Annotated in this window: 26 protein-coding genes and 1 riboswitch; of the genes, 23 read left to right on the plus strand and 3 right to left on the minus strand. The window is 31.4% G+C overall.

Going from position 1 to position 25,787, the window contains the following annotated elements; translation table 11 throughout:
• Positions 1 to 95: 95 nt before the first annotated feature.
• Both HYI43_06600 and xerD read left to right on the plus strand, forming a co-directional pair.
• Entirely contained in the window at positions 96 to 542 is a 447-nt protein-coding gene (locus HYI43_06600; GenBank protein ID UDI78224.1) for a transcriptional repressor, read from the plus strand.
• A gap of 108 nt (positions 543 to 650) precedes the next feature.
• Entirely contained in the window at positions 651 to 1,538 is an 888-nt protein-coding gene (gene xerD, locus HYI43_06605; GenBank protein UDI78225.1) for a site-specific tyrosine recombinase XerD, read from the plus strand.
• 48 nt (positions 1,539 to 1,586) lie between these two features.
• On the opposite strand, the gene HYI43_06610 is transcribed toward xerD, so the two are convergent.
• Positions 1,587 to 2,087 carry a DUF309 domain-containing protein gene (locus HYI43_06610; protein ID UDI78226.1) on the minus strand — a complete coding sequence of 167 codons (501 nt, stop codon included), beginning with the start codon at positions 2,085 to 2,087 and terminating at the stop codon, positions 1,587 to 1,589.
• Between the two features lie 94 nt (positions 2,088 to 2,181).
• On the opposite strand from HYI43_06610, the gene HYI43_06615 reads away from it, so the two are divergent.
• The 6 genes from HYI43_06615 (at position 2,182) to HYI43_06640 (ending at position 7,672) form a co-directional block, all read left to right on the plus strand.
• Positions 2,182 to 2,913, plus strand: a complete 732-nt coding sequence (locus HYI43_06615; GenBank protein UDI78227.1) for a segregation/condensation protein A — start codon at positions 2,182 to 2,184, stop codon at positions 2,911 to 2,913.
• Positions 2,906 to 3,445, plus strand: a complete 540-nt coding sequence (gene scpB / locus HYI43_06620; GenBank protein UDI78228.1) for an SMC-Scp complex subunit ScpB — start codon at positions 2,906 to 2,908, stop codon at positions 3,443 to 3,445. The genes HYI43_06615 and scpB overlap by 8 nt, the downstream gene beginning before the upstream one ends.
• Complete coding sequence (locus HYI43_06625; GenBank protein UDI78229.1) at positions 3,442 to 4,179, plus strand: rRNA pseudouridine synthase; 738 nt, start codon at positions 3,442 to 3,444, stop codon at positions 4,177 to 4,179. Before scpB ends, HYI43_06625 begins: the two co-directional genes overlap by 4 nt.
• A gap of 151 nt (positions 4,180 to 4,330) precedes the next feature.
• Positions 4,331 to 5,056 carry a response regulator transcription factor gene (locus HYI43_06630; GenBank protein ID UDI78230.1) on the plus strand — a complete coding sequence of 242 codons (726 nt, stop codon included), beginning with the start codon at positions 4,331 to 4,333 and terminating at the stop codon, positions 5,054 to 5,056.
• A complete protein-coding gene (locus HYI43_06635; protein ID UDI78231.1) occupies positions 5,037 to 6,800 on the plus strand; it encodes a HAMP domain-containing protein in 1,764 nt (587 codons plus the stop codon). Before HYI43_06630 ends, HYI43_06635 begins: the two co-directional genes overlap by 20 nt.
• A gap of 127 nt (positions 6,801 to 6,927) precedes the next feature.
• A riboswitch (FMN riboswitch) is annotated at positions 6,928 to 7,056 on the plus strand.
• 64 nt (positions 7,057 to 7,120) lie between these two features.
• Positions 7,121 to 7,672 (plus strand): ECF transporter S component, encoded by a 552-nt coding sequence (locus tag HYI43_06640; GenBank protein UDI78232.1) that lies wholly within the window; start codon positions 7,121 to 7,123, stop codon positions 7,670 to 7,672.
• 65 nt (positions 7,673 to 7,737) lie between these two features.
• On the opposite strand, the gene HYI43_06645 is transcribed toward HYI43_06640, so the two are convergent.
• The gene (locus HYI43_06645; protein UDI78233.1) at positions 7,738 to 7,986 is read right to left on the minus strand and encodes a ferredoxin; all 249 of its coding nucleotides are present in this window, start codon (positions 7,984 to 7,986) and stop codon (positions 7,738 to 7,740) included.
• 109 nt (positions 7,987 to 8,095) lie between these two features.
• Between HYI43_06645 and HYI43_06650 the strand changes: the two genes are divergently transcribed.
• From HYI43_06650 to ypdA, 4 genes are all read left to right on the plus strand, one after another.
• Complete coding sequence (locus HYI43_06650) at positions 8,096 to 9,049, plus strand: helix-turn-helix domain-containing protein (GenBank protein UDI78234.1); 954 nt, start codon at positions 8,096 to 8,098, stop codon at positions 9,047 to 9,049.
• Complete coding sequence (locus HYI43_06655) at positions 9,042 to 10,421, plus strand: ATP-dependent DNA helicase RecQ (protein ID UDI78235.1); 1,380 nt, start codon at positions 9,042 to 9,044, stop codon at positions 10,419 to 10,421. Before HYI43_06650 ends, HYI43_06655 begins: the two co-directional genes overlap by 8 nt.
• Positions 10,422 to 10,563: 142 nt before the next feature.
• Positions 10,564 to 12,588, plus strand: coding sequence for a LysM peptidoglycan-binding domain-containing protein (locus tag HYI43_06660; GenBank protein ID UDI78236.1), 2,025 nt, complete (start codon positions 10,564 to 10,566; stop codon positions 12,586 to 12,588).
• Between the two features lie 166 nt (positions 12,589 to 12,754).
• Complete coding sequence (gene ypdA, locus HYI43_06665; protein UDI78237.1) at positions 12,755 to 13,741, plus strand: YpdA family putative bacillithiol disulfide reductase; 987 nt, start codon at positions 12,755 to 12,757, stop codon at positions 13,739 to 13,741.
• 234 nt (positions 13,742 to 13,975) lie between these two features.
• Here ypdA and HYI43_06670 read toward each other — a convergent pair whose 3' ends face one another.
• On the minus strand, positions 13,976 to 14,950 hold the full coding sequence (locus HYI43_06670; protein UDI78238.1) for an asparaginase: 975 nt from the start codon (positions 14,948 to 14,950) through the stop codon (positions 13,976 to 13,978).
• A gap of 77 nt (positions 14,951 to 15,027) precedes the next feature.
• On the opposite strand from HYI43_06670, the gene HYI43_06675 reads away from it, so the two are divergent.
• From HYI43_06675 to HYI43_06725, 11 genes are all read left to right on the plus strand, one after another.
• A complete protein-coding gene (locus HYI43_06675) occupies positions 15,028 to 15,684 on the plus strand; it encodes a (d)CMP kinase (GenBank protein ID UDI78239.1) in 657 nt (218 codons plus the stop codon).
• A gap of 307 nt (positions 15,685 to 15,991) precedes the next feature.
• Positions 15,992 to 17,170 (plus strand): 30S ribosomal protein S1, encoded by a 1,179-nt coding sequence (rpsA, locus tag HYI43_06680; protein UDI78240.1) that lies wholly within the window; start codon positions 15,992 to 15,994, stop codon positions 17,168 to 17,170.
• A gap of 256 nt (positions 17,171 to 17,426) precedes the next feature.
• Positions 17,427 to 18,737 (plus strand): ribosome biogenesis GTPase Der, encoded by a 1,311-nt coding sequence (gene der / locus HYI43_06685; protein UDI78241.1) that lies wholly within the window; start codon positions 17,427 to 17,429, stop codon positions 18,735 to 18,737.
• 15 nt (positions 18,738 to 18,752) lie between these two features.
• Positions 18,753 to 19,751: an NAD(P)H-dependent glycerol-3-phosphate dehydrogenase gene (locus HYI43_06690; protein ID UDI78242.1), complete on the plus strand. Its 999-nt coding sequence runs from the start codon at positions 18,753 to 18,755 to the stop codon at positions 19,749 to 19,751.
• A 168-nt stretch (positions 19,752 to 19,919) separates the two neighbouring features.
• On the plus strand, positions 19,920 to 20,192 hold the full coding sequence (locus HYI43_06695; GenBank protein ID UDI78243.1) for an HU family DNA-binding protein: 273 nt from the start codon (positions 19,920 to 19,922) through the stop codon (positions 20,190 to 20,192).
• Positions 20,193 to 20,403: 211 nt separating this feature from the next.
• Positions 20,404 to 20,964 carry a heptaprenyl pyrophosphate synthase subunit A gene (locus HYI43_06700; protein ID UDI78244.1) on the plus strand — a complete coding sequence of 187 codons (561 nt, stop codon included), beginning with the start codon at positions 20,404 to 20,406 and terminating at the stop codon, positions 20,962 to 20,964.
• Between the two features lie 18 nt (positions 20,965 to 20,982).
• Complete coding sequence (locus tag HYI43_06705; protein ID UDI78245.1) at positions 20,983 to 21,702, plus strand: demethylmenaquinone methyltransferase; 720 nt, start codon at positions 20,983 to 20,985, stop codon at positions 21,700 to 21,702.
• 12 nt (positions 21,703 to 21,714) lie between these two features.
• Positions 21,715 to 22,671, plus strand: a complete 957-nt coding sequence (locus HYI43_06710) for a polyprenyl synthetase family protein (GenBank protein ID UDI78246.1) — start codon at positions 21,715 to 21,717, stop codon at positions 22,669 to 22,671.
• Positions 22,672 to 22,804: 133 nt separating this feature from the next.
• Positions 22,805 to 23,254 (plus strand): nucleoside-diphosphate kinase, encoded by a 450-nt coding sequence (gene ndk / locus HYI43_06715; GenBank protein ID UDI78247.1) that lies wholly within the window; start codon positions 22,805 to 22,807, stop codon positions 23,252 to 23,254.
• A 260-nt stretch (positions 23,255 to 23,514) separates the two neighbouring features.
• Positions 23,515 to 24,681 carry a chorismate synthase gene (gene aroC / locus HYI43_06720; GenBank protein UDI78248.1) on the plus strand — a complete coding sequence of 389 codons (1,167 nt, stop codon included), beginning with the start codon at positions 23,515 to 23,517 and terminating at the stop codon, positions 24,679 to 24,681.
• Positions 24,682 to 24,715: 34 nt separating this feature from the next.
• Positions 24,716 to 25,780 (plus strand): 3-dehydroquinate synthase, encoded by a 1,065-nt coding sequence (locus tag HYI43_06725; GenBank protein UDI78249.1) that lies wholly within the window; start codon positions 24,716 to 24,718, stop codon positions 25,778 to 25,780.
• Positions 25,781 to 25,787 lie beyond the last annotated feature (7 nt).

A 25,787-nucleotide genomic window follows, 5' to 3' on the forward strand; every position in this document is an offset into this window, starting at 1 on the left:
TTAACTTGCGTTTTTCTAAAATTATTGGTAATTTAATAAATGAAATAATATCAAATTAAAATGATTATAATTATTAATAGAGGAGTGTCGCTCCCATGGAAGAACGATTAAATAGAGTAAAACAACAATTACAACAATCTTCATATAAACTAACACCACAACGAGAAGCTACCGTTCGTGTTTTAATTGAAAATGAAAAAGATCATCTTAGTGCTGAAGATGTCTACTTAAAAGTTAAAGACAAAGCTCCTGAAATAGGCTTAGCTACCGTATATAGAACGCTAGAGCTTTTAGCAGAATTAAAAGTTGTCGATAAGATTAACTTTGGTGATGGTGTAGCACGCTTTGATTTAAGAAAAGAGGGCGCCAAACATTTCCATCATCATTTAGTATGTATGGAATGCGGTAAAGTTGATGAAATTCACGAAGATTTACTTCCACAAGTCGAAGAACGAGTTGAGTCTGAATATAATTTCAAAATTCTTGACCACAGACTTACATTTCATGGTGTATGTGCTGAATGCCAAGCTAAAGGAAAATAGAATTATTTTAACTAGACTCAATTAAGGCTAAGGCAACTAAAACATTGTCTTGGTCTTATTTATTAATAATACATATTGTAAATTATCCATACAAATTGAGGTGTTGAAATGGATACAATTATTGAAGAATACTTAAAATTCATTCAAATTGAGAAAGGTCTAAGTGAAAATACCATCGGTGCTTACAGACGTGATTTAAAAAAATATCAAACCTATATGAATGAACAAAAAATTGCGCACATAGATTTTATAGATCGACAAACCATTCAAGAGTGTCTCGGCCATCTCATTGATGAGGGTGCTTCATCAAAATCAGTAGCACGTTTTATATCAACGATTCGCAGTTTTCATCAATTTGCACTGCGTGAAAAGTATGCTGCTAAAGACCCAACTGTGTTAATTGAAACACCCAAATATGAAAAAAAATTACCTGATGTGTTAGAAGTAGATGAAGTACTTCAATTATTAGAAACACCTGATTTAAATAAAAATAATGGCTATCGAGATCGTACAATTCTTGAATTATTATATGCTACAGGTATGCGAGTTTCAGAATTAATTCAAATTGAAATCGATGATATTAATCTTATTATGGGTTTCGTAAAGGTATTTGGTAAAGGGAACAAAGAAAGAATTATTCCATTAGGAGATACAGTCATTGAATACTTGGATACCTATATCAATACTGTTCGTCCGCAACTATTAAAGAAAACAATAACAAATGTTCTTTTTCTAAATATGCACGGTAAAGCCTTAACAAGACAAGGTATTTGGAAAATGATTAAACAATATGGATTAAAAGCAAACATTACGAAGACACTGACGCCACACACATTAAGACATTCTTTTGCTACACATCTTCTTGAAAATGGTGCTGATTTACGTGCAGTACAAGAAATGTTAGGTCATTCAGATATTTCGACGACGCAATTATATACACATGTTTCTAAAACTCAAATTAGACAAATGTATAATCAATTCCATCCTAGAGCATAAAAAATAAAAGTAGTGGTAAGGATTTAGTTTATCAACTTATCCTTACCACTACTTTTTATGTTTTTTTATCAAAGCTTGTTGTCTGGCATTGATTACATCGCTTCTATCTCTTAATTTATGGTGATGAACAATATAGCTATCTGAAATTGATAATTCATTGAATGTATAATCTGGATAAATGTAATAAATTTTATTAAACATTTCTTCAGTCATTGGTAATTGTATAGGTACAAAGTTCTTTTTATGATATACATTTTTAATTTGCTGTTTTATCTGTTTCACAAAAGCTTCTTCATTAAGGCCTAGTAATACTTTATCTCTAGCATTAAGGAAAGTAGTCAATGATTTTTTAAAACTTTTCAAAGCACCTTTATAATTATGCCGTCTATAGTGATACATTGCTGTGGAAAATAAAATTAAACTTACAATGCCGTCATTTTTTGAATAATTAGGATTCATCTTCCAAGCTTCTTCTAATATATCATGGCAAAGAAAGTAGTGTTGATATTTATGAAAATGATAATAAAAATCTAACAAAGCCTCTTCCAATTCATCTCATCCTTAATTTAAATGTTTATGTCATTCATGCTATAATATTTTAGTAAAATATGCACGATATAGATTTAGTATGAGGAAGATAAATATGTATGAAGTGAAATTAGACGCCTTCAATGGCCCATTAGATTTGTTACTCCATTTAATCCAAAAATATGAAATTGATATTTATGATATACCCATGAAGTCTTTAACTGAGCAATATATGCAATATGTTCATGCGATGAAGCAACTAGAAATAAATTTAGCAAGTGAATACTTAGTTATGGCTTCAGAATTGCTCATGATAAAAAGTAAATTACTATTGCCTCAGCATGATATAGAAAATGAATTAGAAGAAGATCCAAGAGAAGAATTGGTAGGGCGATTAATCGAGTATCAAAATTATAAAGAATATACTGAACTACTTAACGATATGAAGAAAGAGCGCGAGCATTATTTCACCAAACATCCAACGGATTTATCTCACCTTGAAAAAGATATCACTTGGGATGAAAATCAAACCATTGATTTGACCGAACTAATTGTAGCTTATCAAAGAGTAAAAAACAGAGTAGCACTTAATACTCCAAAGTCAGTCCAAATTACTAAAGAAACGTTTACAATTCAGCAAGCTACAGAAAAAGTGTCTTCTCAATTAAAACACTGCGCTTCATTCAATTTCTTTAGTTTGTTTACGTTTCATGAACCAATTGAACAAGTGGTCACACACTTCCTTGCGATACTTGAAATGTCAAAATCTGGTCTCATAAACATAGAACAAGCAAAAAGTTTCGATGATATCAACATCATTAGGGGAGTGAATTTTAATATTGGATAATATAGGAATTCTTGAAGCATTATTATATACAGCAGGAGATGAAGGACTTGATGAGAAGCAATTAATTGAAATTTTAGATGTTAATAAGGAAACAATGAACGAATTAGTTGCATCATATCAATCACCTGGTCTAATGATCCAGAAATTTGGAACAACATATATTTTAACTTCTAAAAAAGAAGCTACATCATATATAGAACAACTAATTGAACAAAAATCAAATATGAAACTTTCGCAAGCTGCAATGGAAACTTTGTCAATTATTGCCTATAATCAACCTTTAACTCGTAGTGATATTGAAATGATAAGAGGTATAAACTCTGATGGTGCGGTAAGAACGTTAATTGCACGAGGATTAATCGAAGCGAAAGATGTAGAAACTTCTCGTAGCCATCTTTTGCAAACAACAAATTTATTTTTAAATGTATTTGGAATAGAAAAATTAGAAGATTTACCTACAACTGAAGAAGATGAAGAAGAAATGGAAGACTTCTTTAGTAATTTAGTAAATCAAAAAGGAGACTCAAAATGAGTAAAGAATTAGAAAGACTTCAAAAGCGCATCGCTAATAGTGGTTACACTTCACGAAGAAAAGCAGAAACGCTAATTTCAGAAGGTAAAGTTAAAGTCAACGGCGATATTGTAACTGAATTAGGAACGAAGGTTAAAGCTTCCGATACAGTTGAAGTTGAAGGCATTAAAATCGAACAAGAAGATAAAATGTATATTTTATTTTATAAACCTACTCAAGTCATTACGAGTGTATCAGATGATAGAGGGCGCACAGTTGTGACTGATTATTTTGATGATTTAGAAACGCGTATTTACCCAGTGGGACGTTTAGACTACGATACTTCAGGTTTATTATTACTTACAAATGATGGTGAATTCACTAATTTGATGACGCATCCTAGATATCATATTCAAAAAAAATATATAGCTAAGTTAAAAGGCTACTTAATGCGTGAAGAAGTTAGATCATTAGAAAAAGGAATTCAATTAGAAGATGGTTTCACTCAACCAGCTGAAGTTAAGGTTAAAAAACAAGATAAAGAAAAAAATACGACTCTTGTTGAAATAACAATTAGTGAAGGTAGAAATAGACAAGTTAGACGTATGTTTGAGCATTTTGGTCATAAAGTGGACAAGCTTACACGCATTCAATTTGGAAATCTTGATTTAAAAGGTTTGAATGCTGGTGAAGGTAGAGTATTGACTCCACATGAAGTAAAAGTTTTACGACATATGGCTGAGAATGGAAAATAATATACACTTATAATTCAATAGCAGGTGAAATTAATTTAACAAAATTTCACTTGCTATTTTTTTCACAAAGATAGTTAATATCTAAAGCTTTCAAGTACGCTATATGCTATAATAAGTGAAGTAATGAGCATGTATAGGAGGTAAAAACAATATGACAAACGAAATATTAATTGTAGACGATGAAGATAGAATACGAAGATTACTCAAACTCTATTTAGAAAGAGAATCGTTTACGATTCAAGAAGCAAGTGATGGTAAAGAAGCTTATGAGCTTGCGCTTGAAAATGACTATGCGTGCATACTTTTAGACTTAATGCTACCAGAGATGGATGGTATTGAAATAGCATCTAAGTTACGTGAGCATAAAGATACTCCAATTATTATGTTAACTGCTAAAGGAGAAGAGACAAATAGGGTAGAAGGTTTCGAGTCTGGTGCCGATGATTATATAGTTAAACCTTTCTCGCCTAGAGAAGTAGTCTTAAGAGTTAAGGCTTTATTACGTAGAACTCAGTCTTCAAAACCAGAACAAAGCGAACCTCATGCAAGAGATGTGATTGAATTTAACCATTTAATTATTGATAATGACGCACATCGCGTTTTAGCTGATAACCAACAAGTTAATTTAACACCTAAAGAATATGAATTATTGATATATTTAGCAAAAACACCTAATAAAGTATTTGATCGTGAACAACTATTAAAAGAAGTATGGCATTATGAATTTTATGGTGATTTAAGAACTGTAGACACTCATGTTAAACGTTTAAGAGAAAAATTAAATCGCGTTTCTGCAGATGCTGCACACATGATTCAAACTGTTTGGGGCGTTGGTTATAAATTTGAGGTAAAATCAAGTGACGAACCGACTAAATAGTGTTGTTGTAAAACTGTGGTTAACTATTCTGTTTATAGTAACTACAGTTTTAATTTTATTGAGTGCTGCTTTAATCACCTTTATCCAATATTACTATACTCAACAAACTGAGAATGCCATAAGAGAAGATGCCTCAAGAATAAGCCATTTAGTAGAACATGCAGACAATAAAGCATTAGCTATACAACATAGCCAACAATTAATAGATGGCTCAGGTGGGGTTATTATTATGGCAAATAAAAACACTAAACCTGATAATTCTAATAGTAAAACTAAAAATAAAATGCTAGAAGAAATTCATAATAACCATAACTTTAGTCAAGTGTTTACTAAAGGAAAATCCACAACTCAAAATATTACGATTAGTAATGATGGCAATTCACATTCTTATATCCTTTTAGGCTATCCTATGCAAGCGCAAGATAATGCTAAATCTAAATATAGTGCTGTTTTTATTTACCAAGATTTAAAATCTATTGAAGATACTAATAATGCTATAACGATTATCATTTTAATTACAGCTATTATATTTATTGCAATATCTACAGTATTCGCATTCTTTTTATCTAATAGAATCACAAAACCATTGAGACATTTAAGAACTCAAGCCATTAATGTCGCTAATGGAGACTATTCTCAACAAACTAGTGTTACAACTAAAGATGAAATTGGAGAATTATCATATACTTTTAATCATATGAGTAATGAAATTCAAGAGAATGTAGAAGCACTTTCTACTCAAAAAAATATTCGAGATAGCTTAATTAATTCTATGGTGGAAGGTGTATTAGGCATAAATGATAATCGTGAAATTATGTTGTCTAACAAAATGGCTGATGACATTATAACTTCGATAGATAAAGATACTTTCCATGAATTGGAACAACAAATTGAAGCTACATTCATATCTAAAGGAACAGAATTCCAAGAATATGAATTTAATGCTAAATATTATGTTGTCATCATGACTTATATTGAACGAATTCAACAAGATGGGCGAAGTGGTGTGGTCGTTATCATGAGAGATATGACTAATGAACACAATTTAGATCAAATGAAAAAAGACTTCATCGCAAATGTATCGCATGAGTTACGTACACCAATCTCTTTATTACAAGGTTACACCGAATCTATAGTAGACGGCATTGTAACTGAACCTGACGAAATTAAAGAATCCCTATCTATCGTTCTCGATGAAACTCAAAGATTAAATCGATTAGTTAATGAGTTGTTAAATGTTGCACGTATGGATGCTGAAGGTTTGACGGTCAATAAAGAAGTGCAACCCATTTTACCATTACTAGAGAAAATGCAAGTTAAGTATCGCCAACAAGCTCAAGATTTAGAGTTGAATATGTCACTATCTCCAGATGTAAATAATGAGCTATGGGAATATGACGCCGATCGTATCGATCAAGTACTAACGAATTTGATTGATAATGCAACACGATATACCAAACCTGGGGATACTATTACTATCACTACTTCTTCAGACGAACAATATCAAACACTTTATATCAGTGATACAGGAAGTGGTATTGCACCTGAACATTTGGAACTTGTTTTCGATAGATTTTATAAGGTCGAAGCCTCTAGAACGAGAGGTAAACAAGGAACTGGCTTAGGCTTATTTATTTGTAAAATGATTATAGAAGAGCATGGTGGCTTAATTTCAGTCGAAAGTGAAGTCAATAAAGGGACTACGTTCATTATTCAATTACCTAAACCTAATCAAAGTTACTAATATTTTATAGCGCTCTAATGATTGATGAAATACTCATTCATTAGAGCGTTTTTTTAGTGAATGAGCAACGCTATTGCATATATATGTTGCTTAATGTAATATTAAAATTAAATTAAAAATTAAAGAAATTCATCTTCGGGGTAGGGTGTGATTCCCAACCGGCAGTAAATTAAGCCTGCGACCCGCTTCAATTTGAAGTGGCTGATTCAGTGTAAATCTGAAGCCGACAGTATAGTCTGGATGGGAGAAGATGGAGGTTTTTTTGTTGTGCAAAATAATCTCCTATTCTAAGTAAGATGAATGGAAGGAGAAAATTTAATATGCAACAAAACAAACGTCTTATCACAATTAGTATGTTAAGTGCTGTAGCGTTTATCTTAACTTTCATTAAATTTCCGCTACCATTTTTACCACCATACTTAACACTAGATTTCAGTGATGTGCCAACATTATTAGCTACATTTATACTAGGTCCAGTAGCAGGAATAATTGTTGCACTTATTAAAAATATACTGAACTTTTTATTCAATATGAGTGACCCAGTAGGTCCTGTAGCTAATTTCTTAGCAGGAATAAGTTTTTTATTATCTGCTTATTATGTAGCCAAACGTCGTACGAATCATTCAAGTTCTAATCGCCAACTTATCATAGGTCTTGCTATTGGTACAATTGTGATGACGATTATACTAAGCATACTGAATTATTTTGTTTTATTACCTTTATATGGCATGATATTTAATTTAGGTGATGTATTTAACAACTTGAAAGTAATCATTCTTTCTGGAATTATACCTTTTAATATCATTAAAGGCATTATCATTTCAGTTATCTTTATCCTTTTATACAAACGATTAAAAAATATACTTAAATAAATTAGCACCTCTTACTGAAGTATTTTGTCTACAGTAAGAGGTGCTAACCAGTTTTATGATTAAATTTATTCAAATTTTAATGCATCACCGTCAAATGGTTCTTCTTCAATTTTAATTGAATCTGTAGGACAACCTTCGAGTGCATCTTCCATATCTTCATATAATTCTTCTGGTACTTCAGCAGTACCTTGATTATCATCAAGGATTACGAAAGCAATACCTTCGTCGTCATAATCATAAATGTCTGGTGCTGCAGCACCGCAAGCGCCACAAGCAATACATGTATCCATATCAACGATTGTATACTTTGCCAATTTCTTCGCCTCCTTTGATAAAAATGCTACACTAGTATAACAAATGTTAACTAAGACATCGATAAATTTTATTTGTATTTTATTAGTTCTATAAAGCGAGGATTCATCAATGCATTCAATTATCAATTACGCATCAAGTCATGCTTTTGATTATAAAACCAATAAAAGTATATATAATATTTTAAGTGGAAAAAAATCACATCAAACTTTCTTTGATGCATGTTCCCAACAACTTTTATCATTATATCATAGTTTACCTAAATTAAAATATCCGTCTTTCGAGCGATATATAGAACCCGATGTGGGACAAACTATCCAAATAAAAGTTCATCCAAGAGTGACTTATGATAGTTTACAAAATACATTTAATTGTATTCAGCTACTCGTTCAAACTATCACTCATTATTTAAATAGTCACTTAGACTTTATACCAGTATCCCAACATAGTAATGTACATATAAAAGCTAAAAAGCTATATTTAAATATAATAAATAACAATAGGCTTGAAGATTTAAAGAAAGAGCTTATAAACTTATTTGAAATCATTTCTGATAAATGTGAGGGACGTTGTTTCTTACATTACTACTTACAAGGTTTTGAAGAACCAATGTATACGAGACAACAGATTAGCATGATAGAAAACGTTTCGGTATCTGATTTATATATTTTTGAACTTAATAATTTAGTAGAGATGATGTTTGCACTTGAGCAAAAAGAAAAATTTCCATTATTATCAGACACAATGATACTACCATCATTATTAAACAAAACAGCTACAACGTTTCATCAATTAGAGCAAGGCTTATCAATGGATGAAGTTTCCGTCATTCAGAATGTAAAAATAAATACAATTGAAGATCATGTTCTAGAATTATTTATCAAAGGTTATTACTCAAACTATCAAAACTATATTGATGAAACGCTAATACGTAATTTTGTAACATATTATTGTAATCAAAGAGGGCAACGTTTAAAAAATTATAAGAACCAATTTGAAGAATTGACTTATTTCCAAATTAAATTAATCATCGTTGGAGTTGAGAGAGGTGATTTATTTGCTTGAAGAAAAATTAAATAAATGGTTTGGTTACACTTCATTTAATCCTGGACAAAAAGAGATTATTGAGAGTGTTTTAAATAATACTCATACTTTAGGAATTTTGCCTACTGGAAGTGGTAAAAGTCTGTGTTATCAACTTCCAACATATATTAAACAGCAACCTACTTTAATTATTTCACCGTTAATTTCTTTGATGGATGATCAAGTTATGCAGTTAAAATCTCAAGGTGAAAAGTTCGTTTCATGTATTCATTCAGGCATGGATGAAAATGAAAAGCAAAAAAATATTAAGTTATTATCTAGTAGTCGCTTTATATTTTTAAGTCCAGAATTTATTTTGCAACCACAAAATTTCAAACTGATTCGATATATTAATTTTGGTTTAGTTGTTTTAGATGAAGCACATTGCTTATCTGAATGGGGATACGATTTTAGACCCCATTATGCATTAATTGGAGAAGTCACAAAACATTTTAAGCGTGCAACAATTTTAGCTTTAACTGCTACGGCACCTCCACATCTTGAAAGCGATTTGTCATTCATACTCTCAGTAAAATTGGAATCAATTAAAACAACTATGAACCGTGAAAACATTTCTTTTTCACATATTAATTTTTCTGATGATGACGCTAAAATAAAATGGTTACTTCATTTTTTAGATTATTCTGGTCCTACGATTATTTATGTTTCATCTAAAAAAATATGTTTAGAATTAGCTAAAATCATTTATCAACATGGTTATCTAACAGGTATATACCATGGTGATTTATCTTATCAAGAGCGACATACAGTTCAACACCAATTTATCAATAACTTCATACCGGTAATTGTTGCAACTAGCGCTTTTGGAATGGGAGTGAATAAAAAAGATATTCGAACCGTAATTCATTTTCATTTACCAACTAGCCCCTCAAATTACCTTCAAGAAATAGGACGTGCAGGAAGGGATGGAAAGCCTAGTCAAGCAATTAGTTTATATCAACCTGATGATAGTTTTATTCTCGAAACACTTTTATTTAATGATGCAATCATTACAGAGGATATAGATGCTTATGAATTAGGTGCGTTTTTACCGCCACAAAAGCAAGATATCTTAGATATCCTAAATAAGAAATACTCAGTACAACAACTTAAAAACATATTTAAAACTTCTATGATTCGAAAGAAATTAGGTTATCAACGAATTCTAGGTTACACACATTTAGATCAATGTCGAAGAAGTTATTTGTTGGAATTTTTCGGTGAAATTCCTGAAAAGCAAGCACAGTGTTGCGACATTGACTCTGATTTAAAACCTTTAAAAATAGTAAACAGAAAAAAAGTAAAACGTAAATTAACTTATAATGAAAAATTAAATAATTTATTTAAAGCATAGTTACTTTTCTTTACTTAATTAAAATTTTGAGGATATAATTAAAATAGTTCATGTTTTAAAAGAAATATTAAAAATGATACATATTCAACGCTCTCTGGGGTATATAGTATGTGATATAAAAATATTGGATTAAGAAAGGATGATGAGCGTGTCTAATAATTTTAGAGATGACTTTGAAAAGAATCGTCAGTCAATTGACTCTGATGATAAATTCGAACAAACAACCGACCATTCTGATGAAAACACAGAAAATGTTGAAAAACAATCAGATCAACAATTCCCACCTAGAAATGCACAAAGACGTCAAAGAAGACGTAATCAAGCAACAAATAAAAACAGAAAATTTAATGACCCAGAAAGAGATTCTAATGATGTTGGCTCATTAGATGATCGCTATGATGAAAAATCTTTTGATAAAGTACATAATCAAAATGATGATCATTTAGATAATAATCATGATTATCCAAATAATAGAACCTCATCTCAAGACAACAATGAATATGATGCGTTGCGTTCTAATAACAATAATAGAGCGAATCATCATTATGATGAAGATGAGTATGATAATAATGATTTAAATGAAGATGATCGACGTCACCGTGACCATGATGATGATTCTAGAAATTATAACAATCGTGATAATGAATATGTTAATGAAAAAGATAACGATTCAATTGGTAAGAAAGAAGCTGCAGGTGCTGGATTAGCAGGTGTTGCTGGTGCAAGTGGTGCTCGAAGAAGAGGAAAAGTTAATAGAAAAAATAGATTAGATGATAGTAGAAACAATCGTCCTCAAGAGGATTATCGCGATGATGAAAATTACAATGATAAAGATTTAAATCATAATAATCGTGACAAAGATTATAATAATGATGATAATCCTTCAAGAGATGAACATCATTCAGGAAATAAAGGTAAAAAGTCTGCAGCTGGCGCTGGTTTAGCAGGTGCTGCTGGTGCCGCTGGCGTTGCTGCTTCTAAACATAATAAAAAACGTAATGACGATAGAAATCGTGATAACAAATATCGTGATGATAAGCATCATGATGATGAAGATTACAATGACAATCATCGTCATAAACATGATGAAGATTATAATAGTGAAGAAAATCATTCTAGAGATGATCATAAAAAAGGAAGCAAAGGTAAGAAAGCCGCTGCTGGTGCTGGCGTAGCTGGTGCTGCCGGTGCCGCTGGCGTTGCTGCCTCTAAACATAACAAAAATCGTTCACATCATCATGATGGCGATAGAAATCATGATGATAAATATGATAATGATACAAATAAACTTCGAGATGAAGATAATCATCATGATGATAACCGTGACCATAAAAAAGGAAGCAAAGGCAAGAAAGCCGCTGTTGGTGCTGGCGTAGCTGGTGCTGCTGGTGCCGCTGGCGTTGCTGCTTCTAAACATAAAAAGAACCATTCAAACGATCATAACGACAATCATCACAATGACCATAATAATAGACATAATCGTAATGATGATAATGATGGTTTCCAAGCTCATAATGGTAAAAAGAAACGTGGTTTAGCTGGAATTCTACTTCCTTTAATTGCTTTATTATTAATTTTAGCTGCATTAGCAATCTTTATTGGTATGTACTTAAATAATGACCATAAAGATAATAACCAGGCTAGCAAAGATAAGACTGAACAAACTGCAAATAAAGATAGCAACAAAGATAAAGATAAAGCTTCAGATAGTAGCAATAAAGACAAAGCATCTAGCAGCGATAGTGATAAAGATAAATCTTCAAAAGATAATTCAAGCGACAAAGCCAATAGTGATAATAGTTCATCTAATAGTGCTTCAAGCGACGCTAATAGTAATTCATCTGATAATAATGCAACTTCAGATTCTTCTAAAAACAATTCAAATGCATCAGATAATAATTCTACTAGCTCTTCAAATAGTGCTAGTAGTAGTGACAACTCTAATTCACAAGGCACAAACGGTAATTCACAAAATAATAGTAATCAATCAAACAATTCAACTTCTGGACAACAAACACATGTAGTTTCAGGAAATGAAAACTTGTATAGAATTGCTATTCAATATTATGGTGAAGGTACTGTAGAAAACGTTAATAAATTAAAACAAGCTAATGGATTATCTAGCAACAATATTACTAATGGTCAAAAATTAGTAATTCCAAAATAATCATTTAGTTGTAAGATTTAAGACTGAAACATTTATGTTTCAGTCTTATTTTAATTTATAGACAGCAATGCTTAATTTAATTATTATCTTAAATTAAAATGCTATTCTATTTAGAATTAAAGGACGAACTGCTATAATATATGGGTGATTAAAGGAGGCCAATGACATGAAAAGCATAGAAAGTATTATTATCGGCGGAGGCCCATGCGGTTTAAGTGCTGCTATTGAGCAGAAGAAAAAAGGAATTGAAACTCTAGTAATTGAAAAAGGCAATGTAGTGGATGCAATCTATAAATATCCAACACATCAAACCTTCTTTTCATCTAGTGATAAGTTGAGTATTGGAGATATTCCATTTATTGTAGAAGAAAGTAAACCCAGACGTAATCAAGCCTTGGTTTATTATAGAGAAGTAGTGAAACATCATAACTTAAATGTTCATGCTTTTGAAGAAGTACTTACTGTTAAAAAAATTGATAACAAATTTACAATTACCACAACTAAGGATGTCTATGAATGTAAATTTTTAACAGTCGCAACTGGTTATTATGGACAACATAATGAATTAGAAGTTAAAGGAGCAGAATTATCTAAAGTACAACATTACTTTAAAGAAGCACATCCTTATTTCAACCTAGATGTTACTGTAATAGGCGGTAAAAATTCAGCTGTCGATGCAGCATTAGAATTAGAAAAAGCAGGTGCAAATGTCACAGTCTTATACAGAGGTGACCGATACTCTGCAGCCATTAAACCATGGATATTACCAAATTTCGAATCACTCGTAAATCATGAAAAAATTAAAATGGAATTTAATGCAAATGTTCTTGAAATTACTGAGAACAGTGTCATTTACGAAAAAAATGGCAAAATGATAGAAATTCCTAACGACCATGTTTTCGCAATGATTGGTTATCATCCTGATTATGATTTCCTTAAATCCATTGGTATTGAAATTAATACAAATGAATTTGGAACTGCACCTGTTCATAATAAAGAAACCTTTGAAACTAATGTTGAAAATTGCTATATAGCAGGAGTAATAGCTGCCGGTAATGATAACAACGCTATTTTTATTGAAAATGGTAAATACCATGGCGGTATCATTACACAAAGCATTCTCAGTAAAAAACAAACACCTTTAGAAAGTTAATAAAAATAAATGAGGTAGGAATTAAAAGGCATTTAGGATTTAAGTAGTATCCCAAAACGAGTAAAACTGATTCACCTATTTTAGGAACTTTATCGAAAATTTTACTTCTGGGAGGTACTAATAGAGTATCCTAGGATATTCAAATGCTTTAGTTTCCAACCTCTTTTTTTATCTGCAGATTTAATATATAAATATGCAAATTTACAACTCTATTTTTCTAAAGAAATAGCGTCATCAATATTGTTTTTCAAAAAAGTCCTTCAAACTTTCTCCAATTAACTCATTACTGAGTCCTACAAGTAGTTTTAATCGCGCTTTAGGCCCATTGAGACCATTTGAAAAAATCAGACCCTTATTTGCTAGATTATAGCCACCACCTTCATATGCATAGACAGGACTGACAATACCATTAAATGAGCGTGAAACGAGCACAATAGGAATATTCAAGCTTAAGCAGGCATTTATTCCTTCCAAACAACTAGGCGGTAAATTACCTTGTCCTAAAGCTTCTATCACAATTCCATCCACGTTCTGATTCGCATAAAAATTAAATATGTCACTTTGAATCCCCATATACGCTTTAATTAATGGAACATTCAACTCATTATTAACCCAATTATAAGAAGTTTGCTTATATGGATGATTATAAAACTGTACATTATTCTTTGTTAAGATTCCTAATGGTCCTTGATTGGGACTTTGAAACGTATTGATATTGGAAGTATGTGTTTTTGTAACATTTTTAGCTGTATGTATTTCATCATTAAATACGACCATTACGCCATTATCATGTGCTTCAGTTGATGAAGCTACTCTTATAGCAGAAATAAAATTATATAGTCCGTCTGATCCTATCTCATTCGATGATCGCATCGCTCCTGTAATAACAACTGGTAAATCTAAATCTAACAATAAATCTAATAAATATGCAGTTTCTTCTAAAGTATCTGTTCCATGTGTTATAACGTAGCCATCATAATGATAATCTTTAATTGATTGAGTAATAATATTTTTAATTTCCAAAACATGTTGTATAGTCATATGAGGGGAAGGTACGTTAAATGGATGAATTTCATCAACTACAGCATATTGACTTATGATATCTTTATGTAAAGATATAGGATTAACCTCATTCGTAACGACCTGACTTAATTGATTTTGTGACATACTAATAGTTCCACCAGTATGTATGATCAAAAGTTTCTTCATTAGATTCCTCCTATTTTTAAATTACATATTTATGATAAAATAATACAAATAAAACAACAAGGAAGGGTAATAATAATATGGACTCAATTAATATCGCTTTGGACGGTCCTGCCGCAGCAGGAAAAAGCACGATTGCAAGACAAGTAGCTAGTAAATTATCAATGATTTATGTTGATACTGGAGCAATGTATCGTGCGATTACTTATAAATATTTAAAACTAAATCGTCCAGAAGATTTTAAACAACTCGTTGATAATACTTCTCTAGAATTAACTTATGATACGAATAAAGGGCAACGCATTATTTTAGATAATCATGATGTGACAGATTTTTTACGTGAAAATGATGTAACTCAAAATGTATCATATGTCGCATCTAAAGAGCCTGTTCGTACTTTTGCTGTTGAAAAGCAAAAAGATTTAGCTGCTAAAAAGGGAATTGTAATGGACGGGAGAGATATCGGCACTGTTGTATTACCAGATGCTGAATTAAAAGTTTATATGATAGCTTCTGTGGAAGAAAGAGCTGAAAGACGTCAAAAAGAAAATGAGAGTAAAGGCATTCCATCGTCTTTATCTCAATTAAAAAATGAAATTGAAGAAAGAGATCATTATGATATGAATCGTGAAATTTCACCATTAAGAAAAGCTGATGATGCAATCACTGTTGACACGACAAGTAAAACAATTGAAGAAGTGACAGATGAAATTTTAAATTTAGTAAATAATTTATAATATCTATTTTAGCTATTTATTATATTTTGCTTTGCAATTGATTAAAAGTGCGAAATATTTTAAATAGCTTTTTTTGTTCTATATAATTGTAAGTGTAAATAATCAATCACTTTTAAAATCTTATAAGATTTCCCAACGTTCATCAAAATTTATAAATTTTTAATTTAAAATACTGCTAGTTTAATATTAAATATTTTTAAGAATTGATAATTTTTTTAAGAACTTATGAAACTAAAGGGGAATTTCTTGACAATTATGTCAGTTTGTAAGATGTTATAGTTATGTAGTGTATAAGGAGGCAAACAAGATGACTGAAGAATTCAATGAATCAATGATTAATGATATTAAAGAAGGTGACAAAGTCACTGGTGAAGTTCAACAAGTTGAGGATAAACAAGTCGTAGTTCATATTAATGGTGGTAAATTTAATGGAATTATCCCAATTAGCCAATTGTCAACTCATCATATCGAGAACCCTAATGAAGTGGTAAAACAAGGTGATGAAATAGAAGCTTACGTCACTAAAATCGAAATTGATGAAGAAAATGACTCTGGTGCTTATATTTTATCTAAACGTCAACTTGAAACTGAAAAATCATATGAATATTTACAAGAAAAGCTTGATAATGAAGAAGTAATTGAAGCAAAAGTTACTGAAGTAGTTAAAGGTGGCTTAGTGGTAGACGTTGGTCAACGTGGTTTCGTACCAGCTTCTCTAATTTCAACAGATTTCATTGAAGATTTCTCTGTATTTGATGGACAAACCATTCGTATTAAAGTCGAAGAATTAGATCCTGAAAATAATAGAGTCATTTTAAGCCGTAAAGCAGTAGAACAAGCTGAAAATGATGTTAAAAAAGCTTCATTATTAGAATCTCTTAATGAAGGCGATGTCATCAAAGGTAAAGTAGCTCGTTTAACTAACTTCGGTGCGTTTATCGATATTGGTGGCGTTGATGGATTAGTTCACGTTTCTGAGCTTTCACATGAACACGTTAACTCTCCTGAAGATGTAGTTTCAGTGGGTCAAGAAGTAGATGTGAAAGTTAAATCTGTAGATAAAGATACTGAACGTATCTCATTATCAATTAAAGACACTTTACCAACTCCATTTGAAAGTATTAAAGGACAATTCCATGAAAATGATGTAATTGAAGGTAAAGTAGTACGTCTAGCAAACTTCGGTGCTTTTGTAGAAATTGCCCCTGGTGTTCAAGGCTTAGTTCATATTTCTGAAATTGCACATGAACATATTGGTACACCTAGTGAAAAACTTGAACCAGGACAACAAGTCAGTGTTAAAATTTTAGGCATTGATGAAGATAATGAAAGAATTTCTTTATCAATTAAAGCAACATTACCAAATGAAAATGTAATTGAGAGCGATGATGCAACAACTCAATCTTACTTAAGTAATGATAATGATGAAGATAATCCTACACTTGGTGATGTTTTCGGAGATAAATTTAAAAACTTAAAATTTTAATTAACATTGATTCTTCAAAGTTATAGGTTGAGACATAGATTGTCTCAACCTTTTATTTTTGTTATTCAAAAATTTTATTTATACTTATTAAATAGATGGTAATTGATTATACATAATTTGTTTTCAGTTAATCAAAGAATTATTATAAAATGTGCTTAATTTATTTAAATATCTACGTATAAATATATACTTTGTTTTAAATCGTTAGGTCATATGATAAAATTATATAGATTTTAGAAAGAGAGGAAGTTAGCTTATGACGAAACCTATTGTAGCAATTGTAGGTAGGCCTAATGTTGGAAAATCTACAATTTTTAATAGAGTAGTAGGTGAACGTGTCTCTATTGTTGAGGATACGCCAGGTGTTACACGTGACAGAATTTATTCATCAGGCGAATGGTTAACACATGAATTCAACATTATTGATACTGGTGGAATTGAAATAGGAGACGCACCTTTTCAAACACAAATTAGAGCACAAGCTGAAATTGCTATAGACGAAGCAGATGTCATTATATTTATGGTTAATGTACGAGAAGGCTTAACTCAAAGTGATGAAATGGTTGCTCAAATGTTATACAAATCAAAAAAACCTGTAGTTCTAGCTGTAAATAAAGTCGATAATCCTGAAATGCGCGGAGATATTTATGACTTCTATTCATTAGGATTTGGAGATCCATACCCAATTTCTGGTTCTCATGGACTGGGTTTAGGGGATTTGTTAGATGAAGTTGTAAAACACTTTAAAGAAGATGTAGAAGATCCATATGATGACGATACGATTCGCTTATCAATTATTGGCCGTCCTAATGTAGGTAAATCTAGTCTAGTTAACGCTATCTTAGGAGAAGAACGCGTTATTGTGTCCAATGTTGCCGGTACAACCAGAGATGCGATTGACACAGAATATAGTTATGACGGTCAAGATTATGTATTAATCGACACAGCTGGTATGAGAAAAAAAGGTAAAGTATATGAATCAACTGAGAAATATTCTGTTTTACGTGCACTTAAAGCTATTGAGCGTTCAAATGTTGTATTAATTGTTATTGATGCAGAAGAAGGCATTATTGAACAAGATAAACGCGTAGCTGGTTACGCACATGAAGAAGGTAAAGCAATTGTAATAGTGGTTAATAAATGGGACACTGTCGATAAAGACAGTAATACAATGAAAAAATTCGCAGATGACGTAAGAAATGAATTCCAATTTTTAGATTACGCACAAATTGCGTTTGTTTCAGCTAAGGAAGGTACTCGATTACGTACATTATTCCCATATATTAATGAAGCTAGTGAAAATCATAAAAAACGTGTGCAAAGTTCTACTCTAAATGAAGTAGTAACTGATGCCATTTCAATGAATCCAACACCTACAGATAAGGGTCGTCGTTTAAATGTATTCTATACAACTCAAGTTGCTATTGAACCTCCTACATTTGTTGTTTTCGTAAATGACGTTGACTTGATGCATTTTTCTTATAAACGATATCTTGAAAACCAAATTCGACATGCATTTGGATTTGAAGGAACGCCTATTCATATCATTCCAAGAAGAAGAAATTAAAAAGGAGATTAGAATATGACTAAAATAACTGTATTTGGTATGGGAAGCTTTGGTACCGCGTTATCTAATGTTTTAGCTGAAAATGGTCACACCGTTTTAATGTGGGGCAAAAATGAAGAAAGCGTCAAAGAATTAAATGAACATCATCAAAATAAACGTTATTTAAAAGATGCAAAATTAGATAGTAGTATTAAAGCAACGAGTAATTTACAAGAGGCTGTTGATTTTACTGATGTTTATTTAATGGCATTGCCAACTAAAGCTATGCGTGAAGTAACAAGTCAAATTGACTCTATGATTAATTCTAAAAAGACTTTCATTCATGTAGCTAAAGGTATTGAAAACGAAACTTTCAAACGTGTATCTGAAATGATAGAGGATTCTATTTCTGAAGCACATAATGGCGGTATTGGTGTCTTATCAGGCCCAAGTCATGCTGAAGAAGTTGTGATTAAACAACCTACAACAGTTGCGGCATCGTCTAAAGATGAAAAGGTAAGCGCACTTATTCAAGATTTATTTATGAATGATTATTTACGTGTGTATACAAATAACGATTTAGTTGGTGTTGAACTAGGCGGTGCTTTAAAAAACATAATAGCTGTTGCTAGTGGTATCGTAGCTGGAATGGGATACGGTGATAATGCTAAAGCTGCACTAATGACACGTGGCTTAGCTGAAATAAGTAGATTAGGAGAAAAATTAGGTGCAGATCCTATGACTTTCCTAGGTCTAGGGGGTATTGGTGACTTAATTGTTACTTGTACTTCTACTCATTCTCGTAATTTCACTTTAGGCTATAAATTAGGAAAAGGCCAAACTACTGAAGAAGCATTAAATGAAATGAATATGGTTGTCGAAGGAATTAATACAACTAATTCAGTCTATCATTTAGCAAAAGAACAACATGTAGATATGCCAATTACAAATGCATTGTACAAAGTTTTATTTGAAGATAAACCTGTTAAAGATAGTGTTAAAGATTTAATGGGGCGCGATAAAAAAGCTGAATAAAGTATAAATTTACACTTTATCGAAAAATTTTCGCAATTTTAAGTATAAAATACTGATATTTCAGTGTTTTGAGTGTATAAATCATTGCGGTAACATTAATCATTGTGTTAAAGTCATAGCATAATGATATAAAGATATCATTATCATTCATCTGGAGGTGAACTCGTAATGAATAAAACTGACTTAATTAATGCAGTTGCAGAACAAGCTGACTTAACTAAAAAAGAAGCTGGTTCAGCTGTAGATGCTGTTTTCGAATCAATTCAAAACTCACTTTCTAAAGGTGAAAAAGTTCAATTAATTGGTTTCGGAAACTTTGAGGTACGTGAACGTGCTGCTCGTAAAGGACGTAACCCTCAAACAGGTAAAGAAATCGAAATTCCTGCAAGTAAAGTTCCAGCATTTAAAGCTGGTAAAGCATTAAAAGATGCTGTTAAATAATTTACTTAAAAAGCCCTATACAGGGCTTTTTTTATTATACATATGATAATTTTATGCATTATTCATTTATATATAGGATTTGAATAATCAAAGCAAACATGCATACGTTTTAATTAAACAATAATTCAAATGCTCATCACGGAAATCACTATATTTTATTTTTATTCATATAATGTTAAGATGTATAGTGATAATAACGTGAGGTGTAAACATGGAAAGAACATTAAGCATATTAAATAGACAAATCAATCAAAGGCTTAAGGGAATTAATGACTATGAAACAATTGATATCAACACTCACCTAAGTGATTTATTAGATAGTTATGATATTCCTGAGAATGCTAAACTTGCTTGCCTCACTATCGATACTTCAATGAAACATCTTGATGAAATTTCACATAATAAATTATCAAAGAAGTCAATATTGATTGGAGATTTATTGAGTGCTCATTTTTATACATTACTAGCTAATATTAATGATCCTGCTTTTCAATTAGCAATGAGTAAAGCTATAGTTAAATCAAATGAATTAAAATCTTCATTACATCATCACGCTTCAGAAGTAAATGATATTTATAAAATGGTCATTGAAATTGAAACAATATTCCCATATATTACATTGTCTCATTTCAGTAGCCAAACTATTTCAGAAGCAGCTATTTTCAAACAACTTTTTAGTAATGTGGAATCATATTATCCATCTTATTTAAAAAATTATAATGAGAATGATGGCTATCAATTTTTACAAGAAATTAAACAAAGTTATATATAAAAAGTAGAGGTAATTATAATGGCTGATAATAATGCAAAGAAAGAACAAGTTCATACAGTCTTTCAAAATATTTCAAAAAAATATGATCGTTTAAATAACATCATTAGCTTTGAACAACATAAAGTATGGCGCAAACATGTGATGAAAGATATGCATGTTAAAGTGGGAAGTAAAGCACTTGATGTTTGTTGCGGTACTGCTGATTGGACGATTGCTTTAAGTAAAACTGTGGGTGCGCACGGTGAAGTTACGGGATTAGACTTTAGTGAGAATATGCTTGAAGTTGGAAAAGAAAAAACGAAACATATGAATAATATTAATTTAGTTCATGGAGATGCTATGAATTTACCATTTGAAGATAATTCATTTGATTATGTGACAATTGGTTTTGGACTACGTAATGTACCAGATTACCTTGTAGCACTTAAAGAAATGAATCGTGTGCTTAAACCAGGTGGCATGGTAGTATGTTTAGAAACAAGTCAACCTACTATGCCAGTCTTCAAACAAGTTTATAAATTATATTTTAAATTTGTGATGCCTATTTTCGGTAAATTATTTGCAAAATCTAAAGAAGAGTATGAATGGTTACAACAATCTACGTTTAATTTTCCTGATAAAGAAAAATTAAAACGATTATTTGAACAAGCTGGATTTAATAAAATCAAAATTCGTAGCTTTACAGGTGGCGTTGCTGCAATGCATCTAGGCTATAAACAAAAAAGTTCTACTAAATAAAAGGTGATTAACGTGGCAAAGTTAAACATGAATAATGAAATTAAAAATGTAGAAAAACGCCTACAACAAGCTATTCAAAGTAGTGATACAGTAATGCGTGAGGCGACCTTTCATTTACTTTCTTCTGGTGGTAAAAGAGTAAGACCAGCTTTTGTCATACTCAGTAGTCAATTTGGTCCACAAAAAAATACTGAAGATACTTATCGTGTAGCCGTAGCTTTAGAATTAATTCATATGGCTACACTTGTTCATGATGATGTCATTGATAAAAGTGATAAACGTCGAGGTCGTTTAACTATCGTAAAAAAATGGGACGTTACAACTGCTATCTTAACTGGGAATTTCTTACTTGCTTTAGGGTTACAACATTTATCCGAAATACGTGATAATCGAATTCATCATATCATTTCAAATTCAATAGTAGATGTATGTCGAGGGGAGTTATTCCAATTTCAAGATCAATTTAACAGTAACCAAACGATTACAAATTACTTAAGACGTATTAATCGTAAAACTGCTTTATTGATTCAATTAGGTACTGAAGTTGGTGCTATTACGTCTGAAGCTGATGATACTACTGTGCGCAAACTTAAAATGATTGGACATTACATTGGTATGAGTTTCCAAATTGTTGATGATATATTGGATTTTACTAGCACTGAAAAGAAACTAGGTAAACCTGTTGGTAGTGACTTGATGAATGGGCACATTACACTTCCAGTTTTACTTGAAATGAGAAAAGATCGTACATTTAAACAACAAATTTCTAAACTTAATCATCATTCTAGTACTAAAGAATTTGAACCATTTATCGCACATATCAAAAATTCTCAAAGTATAAATGAAGCTAAAGCAATTAGTGATAAGTATTTGGATAAAGCATTAACGCTTATAGATCAATTAGAAGAGCCTAATGCTCAGAATCTGTTTATTAAATTAATTAAGAAAATGGGTTCCCGAAATGTTTAATATGAAAAAATATTGAAAGCGCTTTATCAACCTGTTACTATTAAATAGTAGCAGGTTTTAAGCTATTAAATAACATGTTTATACATATCTAAGTTCACAATGTCGGACTTATGAAACAGGGGGATATTAAATTATGGAAAGAACATTTTTAATGATTAAACCAGACGCTGTACAACGTAATTTAATTGGAGAAATTATTTCAAGAATTGAACGTAAAGGATTAAAACTAGTAGGTGCTAAATTAATGACAGTACCTCAATCATTAGCAGAAGAACATTATGCAGAGCATACAGATAAACCATTCTATGGTAAATTAATTTCATTCATTACTTCTGCACCAGTATTTGCAATGGTTGTTGAAGGTGAAGATGCAGTAGATGTTTCACGACATATCATCGGTAAAACTAATCCTTCTGAAGCTACACCTGGTTCAATTAGAGGTGATTTAGGTTTAACTGTAGGAAGAAATGTTATTCACGGTTCTGATTCAGTTGAATCTGCACAAAGAGAAATTGGTCTTTGGTTTAAAGAAGACGAATTAAGCGATTATATAGCTACAAGAGATACTTGGTTATACGAATAAATTTTTCATATAAATATTAAATAATTTTCAGGACGCTTTTCGTAATACAATGGTTGTGTTAGATATACGCTAACAACTACAATTTGTATTATTGGATAGCGTTCTATTTTTTATTAAAAATAAGAAGTGAACGGCCAACATTTGTTTGAATATTCAATTAAACGTCTGAATACCTTTTTAACTAGTTAAGTTACAACGTTGAATATGATATGATACACATATCACAATTTAACGTAGTAAAGGGAAAGGAGCTTATGCTCATGAGATATCTAACATCTGGGGAATCACATGGCCCTCAATTAACTGTAATTATTGAAGGTGTACCTGCTAATTTAGAAATTAAAGCAGAAGATATTAATACCGAAATGTTCAAAAGACAAGGCGGTTATGGCAGAGGACGAAGAATGCAAATTGAAAAGGATGCTGTTGAAATCGTATCTGGTGTGAGAAATGGTTATACACTTGGTAGCCCAATTACTATTGTAGTAAAAAACGATGATTTTACACATTGGAGAAATATTATGGGGATAGCACCTATTAGTGATGAAGAAAGAGACAGTATGAAACGTACAATTACAAAACCACGTCCTGGTCATGCTGATTTAGTTGGCGGAATGAAATACAATCATCGAGATTTAAGAAATGTTCTAGAACGTTCATCAGCTAGAGAAACTGCTGCTCGTGTAGCGGTAGGTGCAGTTGCTAAAATTCTTCTAAAACAATTAGATATACAAATATATAGCCGTGTTGTTGAAATTGGTGGAGTTAAAGATAAAAGCTTGTATGACCCAGAGATATTTAAGCAAAATATTGATAAAAATGATGTTCGTGTAATTGATGAATCAATTGCACAAAAAATGAGAGATAAAATTGACGAAGCAAAAAAAGAAGGCGACTCTATTGGTGGCGTCGTACAAGTAATGGTAGAAAATATGCCGGTAGCAGTTGGTAGTTATGTTCAATATGACCGTAAACTAGATGGTCGAATTGCTCAAGGTGTAGTTAGTATTAATGCTTTTAAAGGTGTAAGTTTCGGCGAAGGATTTAAAGCAGCTGAAAAGCCAGGCAGTGAAATTCAAGATGAAATCTTATACGATTCAGAAAGAGGATACTATAGAGGTTCAAATCATCTAGGTGGCTTTGAAGGTGGTATGACAAATGGTATGCCAATTGTAGTGAATGGTGTTATGAAACCTATACCGACATTATATAAACCATTAAATTCAGTAGATATAAATACTAAAGAAGATTTCAAAGCGACAATTGAACGTTCTGACAGTTGTGCTGTACCAGCTGCAAGTATTGTGTGTGAACACGTTGTGTCGTTTGAAGTTGCTAAAGCATTGTTGGAAGAATTCCAATCAAATCATATTGATCAACTTAAGGAACAAATTGCAGAACGCAGAAGACTCAATATTGAATTTTGATTTTCATTTAAAGTAAGAAAAGAGGTGCTTTGATATGCAATTACAAACCACATACCAAAGTAATAATTATCCAATTATTGTTGAACATCAAGCATTTGATGAACTATTTGATTATATTCAAGAATACGATAAAGTTTTTTTAGTCATTGATGAATACGTTTATTTCAATTTCAAAGATAAATTTGAACCTTTATTAAAAACTGCAAATACGTATAAGTTAACTGTACCAGCTGGCGAAAGAATGAAAACTTTCGTACAGTATCAAGAAACTTTAGAGCATTTATTATCATATCATTTAACACGTAACACGTGCCTCGTTGCAATTGGTGGTGGTGCTACTGGAGATTTCACTGGATTTTTGGCTGCAACACTATTAAGAGGTGTGGATTTTATTCAAGTACCTACTACTATACTCGCTCATGATTCAAGTGTAGGTGGTAAAGTAGGTATTAATTCTAGTCATGGTAAAAACTTAATTGGCGCATTTCATAGACCGAAAGCTGTTATATATGATTTAGATTTCTTATACACATTACCGTATGATGAAGTTTTGAGTGGCTACGCTGAAGTTTATAAACATGCCTTACTGACAGGTCAAGTAGCAGTAGAAGATATTGAAAAACACTTTTCAACAAAAGAAAAATTACAATCATTAGAAGATATAGATCAATTTATCTTTAAAGGAATTAAAACAAAGCTCGATATAATAGTTAAAGATGAAAAAGAACTTAATATGCGAAAATATTTAAATTTAGGTCATACGTTTGGACATGCTATCGAATATAAATATAAAATTCCACATGGCCACGCTATTATGATAGGTATGATTTATCAATTTATTGTTGCAAATAAGTTGTTTAATTCACAATTCGATGTAGAACATTACGTTAATTATGCGAAGCAACTTCATTATCCATTGGATATTATTCATCAATTGCAATTTAATGATATGTATGAATACATGCTGACAGACAAGAAGAATAACGGAGAAGGCATTCAAATGGTGTTACTTGAGGATTTAGGCAAACCGCTTGTTCAACATGTCGAAAAAAGTATTTTAATAAACGCTTTTAATGAACTTAAGAGCTTAATAAAGTAGGTGTAAA

The organism is Staphylococcus taiwanensis (assembly GCA_020544305.1).
GTDB classification, from domain to species: Bacteria; Bacillota; Bacilli; order Staphylococcales; family Staphylococcaceae; genus Staphylococcus; species Staphylococcus taiwanensis.

Excerpts from the sequence above, each read along its gene's own strand:
- HYI43_06625 (UDI78229.1), top strand. The coding sequence starts at position 3,442 with ATGAGTAAAGAATTAGAAAGACTTCAAAAGCGCATCGCTAATAGTGGT.
- rpsA (UDI78240.1), top strand. The coding sequence starts at position 15,992 with ATGACTGAAGAATTCAATGAATCAATGATTAATGATATTAAAGAAGGT.
- HYI43_06675 (UDI78239.1), top strand. The coding sequence starts at position 15,028 with ATGGACTCAATTAATATCGCTTTGGACGGTCCTGCCGCAGCAGGAAAA.
- HYI43_06600 (UDI78224.1), top strand. The coding sequence starts at position 96 with ATGGAAGAACGATTAAATAGAGTAAAACAACAATTACAACAATCTTCA.
- HYI43_06690 (UDI78242.1), top strand. The coding sequence starts at position 18,753 with ATGACTAAAATAACTGTATTTGGTATGGGAAGCTTTGGTACCGCGTTA.
- HYI43_06705 (UDI78245.1), top strand. The coding sequence starts at position 20,983 with ATGGCTGATAATAATGCAAAGAAAGAACAAGTTCATACAGTCTTTCAA.
- HYI43_06725 (UDI78249.1), top strand. The coding sequence starts at position 24,716 with ATGCAATTACAAACCACATACCAAAGTAATAATTATCCAATTATTGTT.
- HYI43_06660 (UDI78236.1), top strand. The coding sequence starts at position 10,564 with ATGAGCGTGTCTAATAATTTTAGAGATGACTTTGAAAAGAATCGTCAG.
- HYI43_06615 (UDI78227.1), top strand. The coding sequence starts at position 2,182 with ATGTATGAAGTGAAATTAGACGCCTTCAATGGCCCATTAGATTTGTTA.
- HYI43_06700 (UDI78244.1), top strand. The coding sequence starts at position 20,404 with ATGGAAAGAACATTAAGCATATTAAATAGACAAATCAATCAAAGGCTT.
- aroC (UDI78248.1), top strand. The coding sequence starts at position 23,515 with ATGAGATATCTAACATCTGGGGAATCACATGGCCCTCAATTAACTGTA.
- ypdA (UDI78237.1), top strand. The coding sequence starts at position 12,755 with ATGAAAAGCATAGAAAGTATTATTATCGGCGGAGGCCCATGCGGTTTA.
- HYI43_06630 (UDI78230.1), top strand. The coding sequence starts at position 4,331 with ATGACAAACGAAATATTAATTGTAGACGATGAAGATAGAATACGAAGA.
- HYI43_06640 (UDI78232.1), top strand. The coding sequence starts at position 7,121 with ATGCAACAAAACAAACGTCTTATCACAATTAGTATGTTAAGTGCTGTA.
- ndk (UDI78247.1), top strand. The coding sequence starts at position 22,805 with ATGGAAAGAACATTTTTAATGATTAAACCAGACGCTGTACAACGTAAT.
- xerD (UDI78225.1), top strand. The coding sequence starts at position 651 with ATGGATACAATTATTGAAGAATACTTAAAATTCATTCAAATTGAGAAA.
- HYI43_06670 (UDI78238.1), bottom strand. The coding sequence starts at position 14,950 with ATGAAGAAACTTTTGATCATACATACTGGTGGAACTATTAGTATGTCA.
- HYI43_06695 (UDI78243.1), top strand. The coding sequence starts at position 19,920 with ATGAATAAAACTGACTTAATTAATGCAGTTGCAGAACAAGCTGACTTA.
- der (UDI78241.1), top strand. The coding sequence starts at position 17,427 with ATGACGAAACCTATTGTAGCAATTGTAGGTAGGCCTAATGTTGGAAAA.
- HYI43_06650 (UDI78234.1), top strand. The coding sequence starts at position 8,096 with ATGCATTCAATTATCAATTACGCATCAAGTCATGCTTTTGATTATAAA.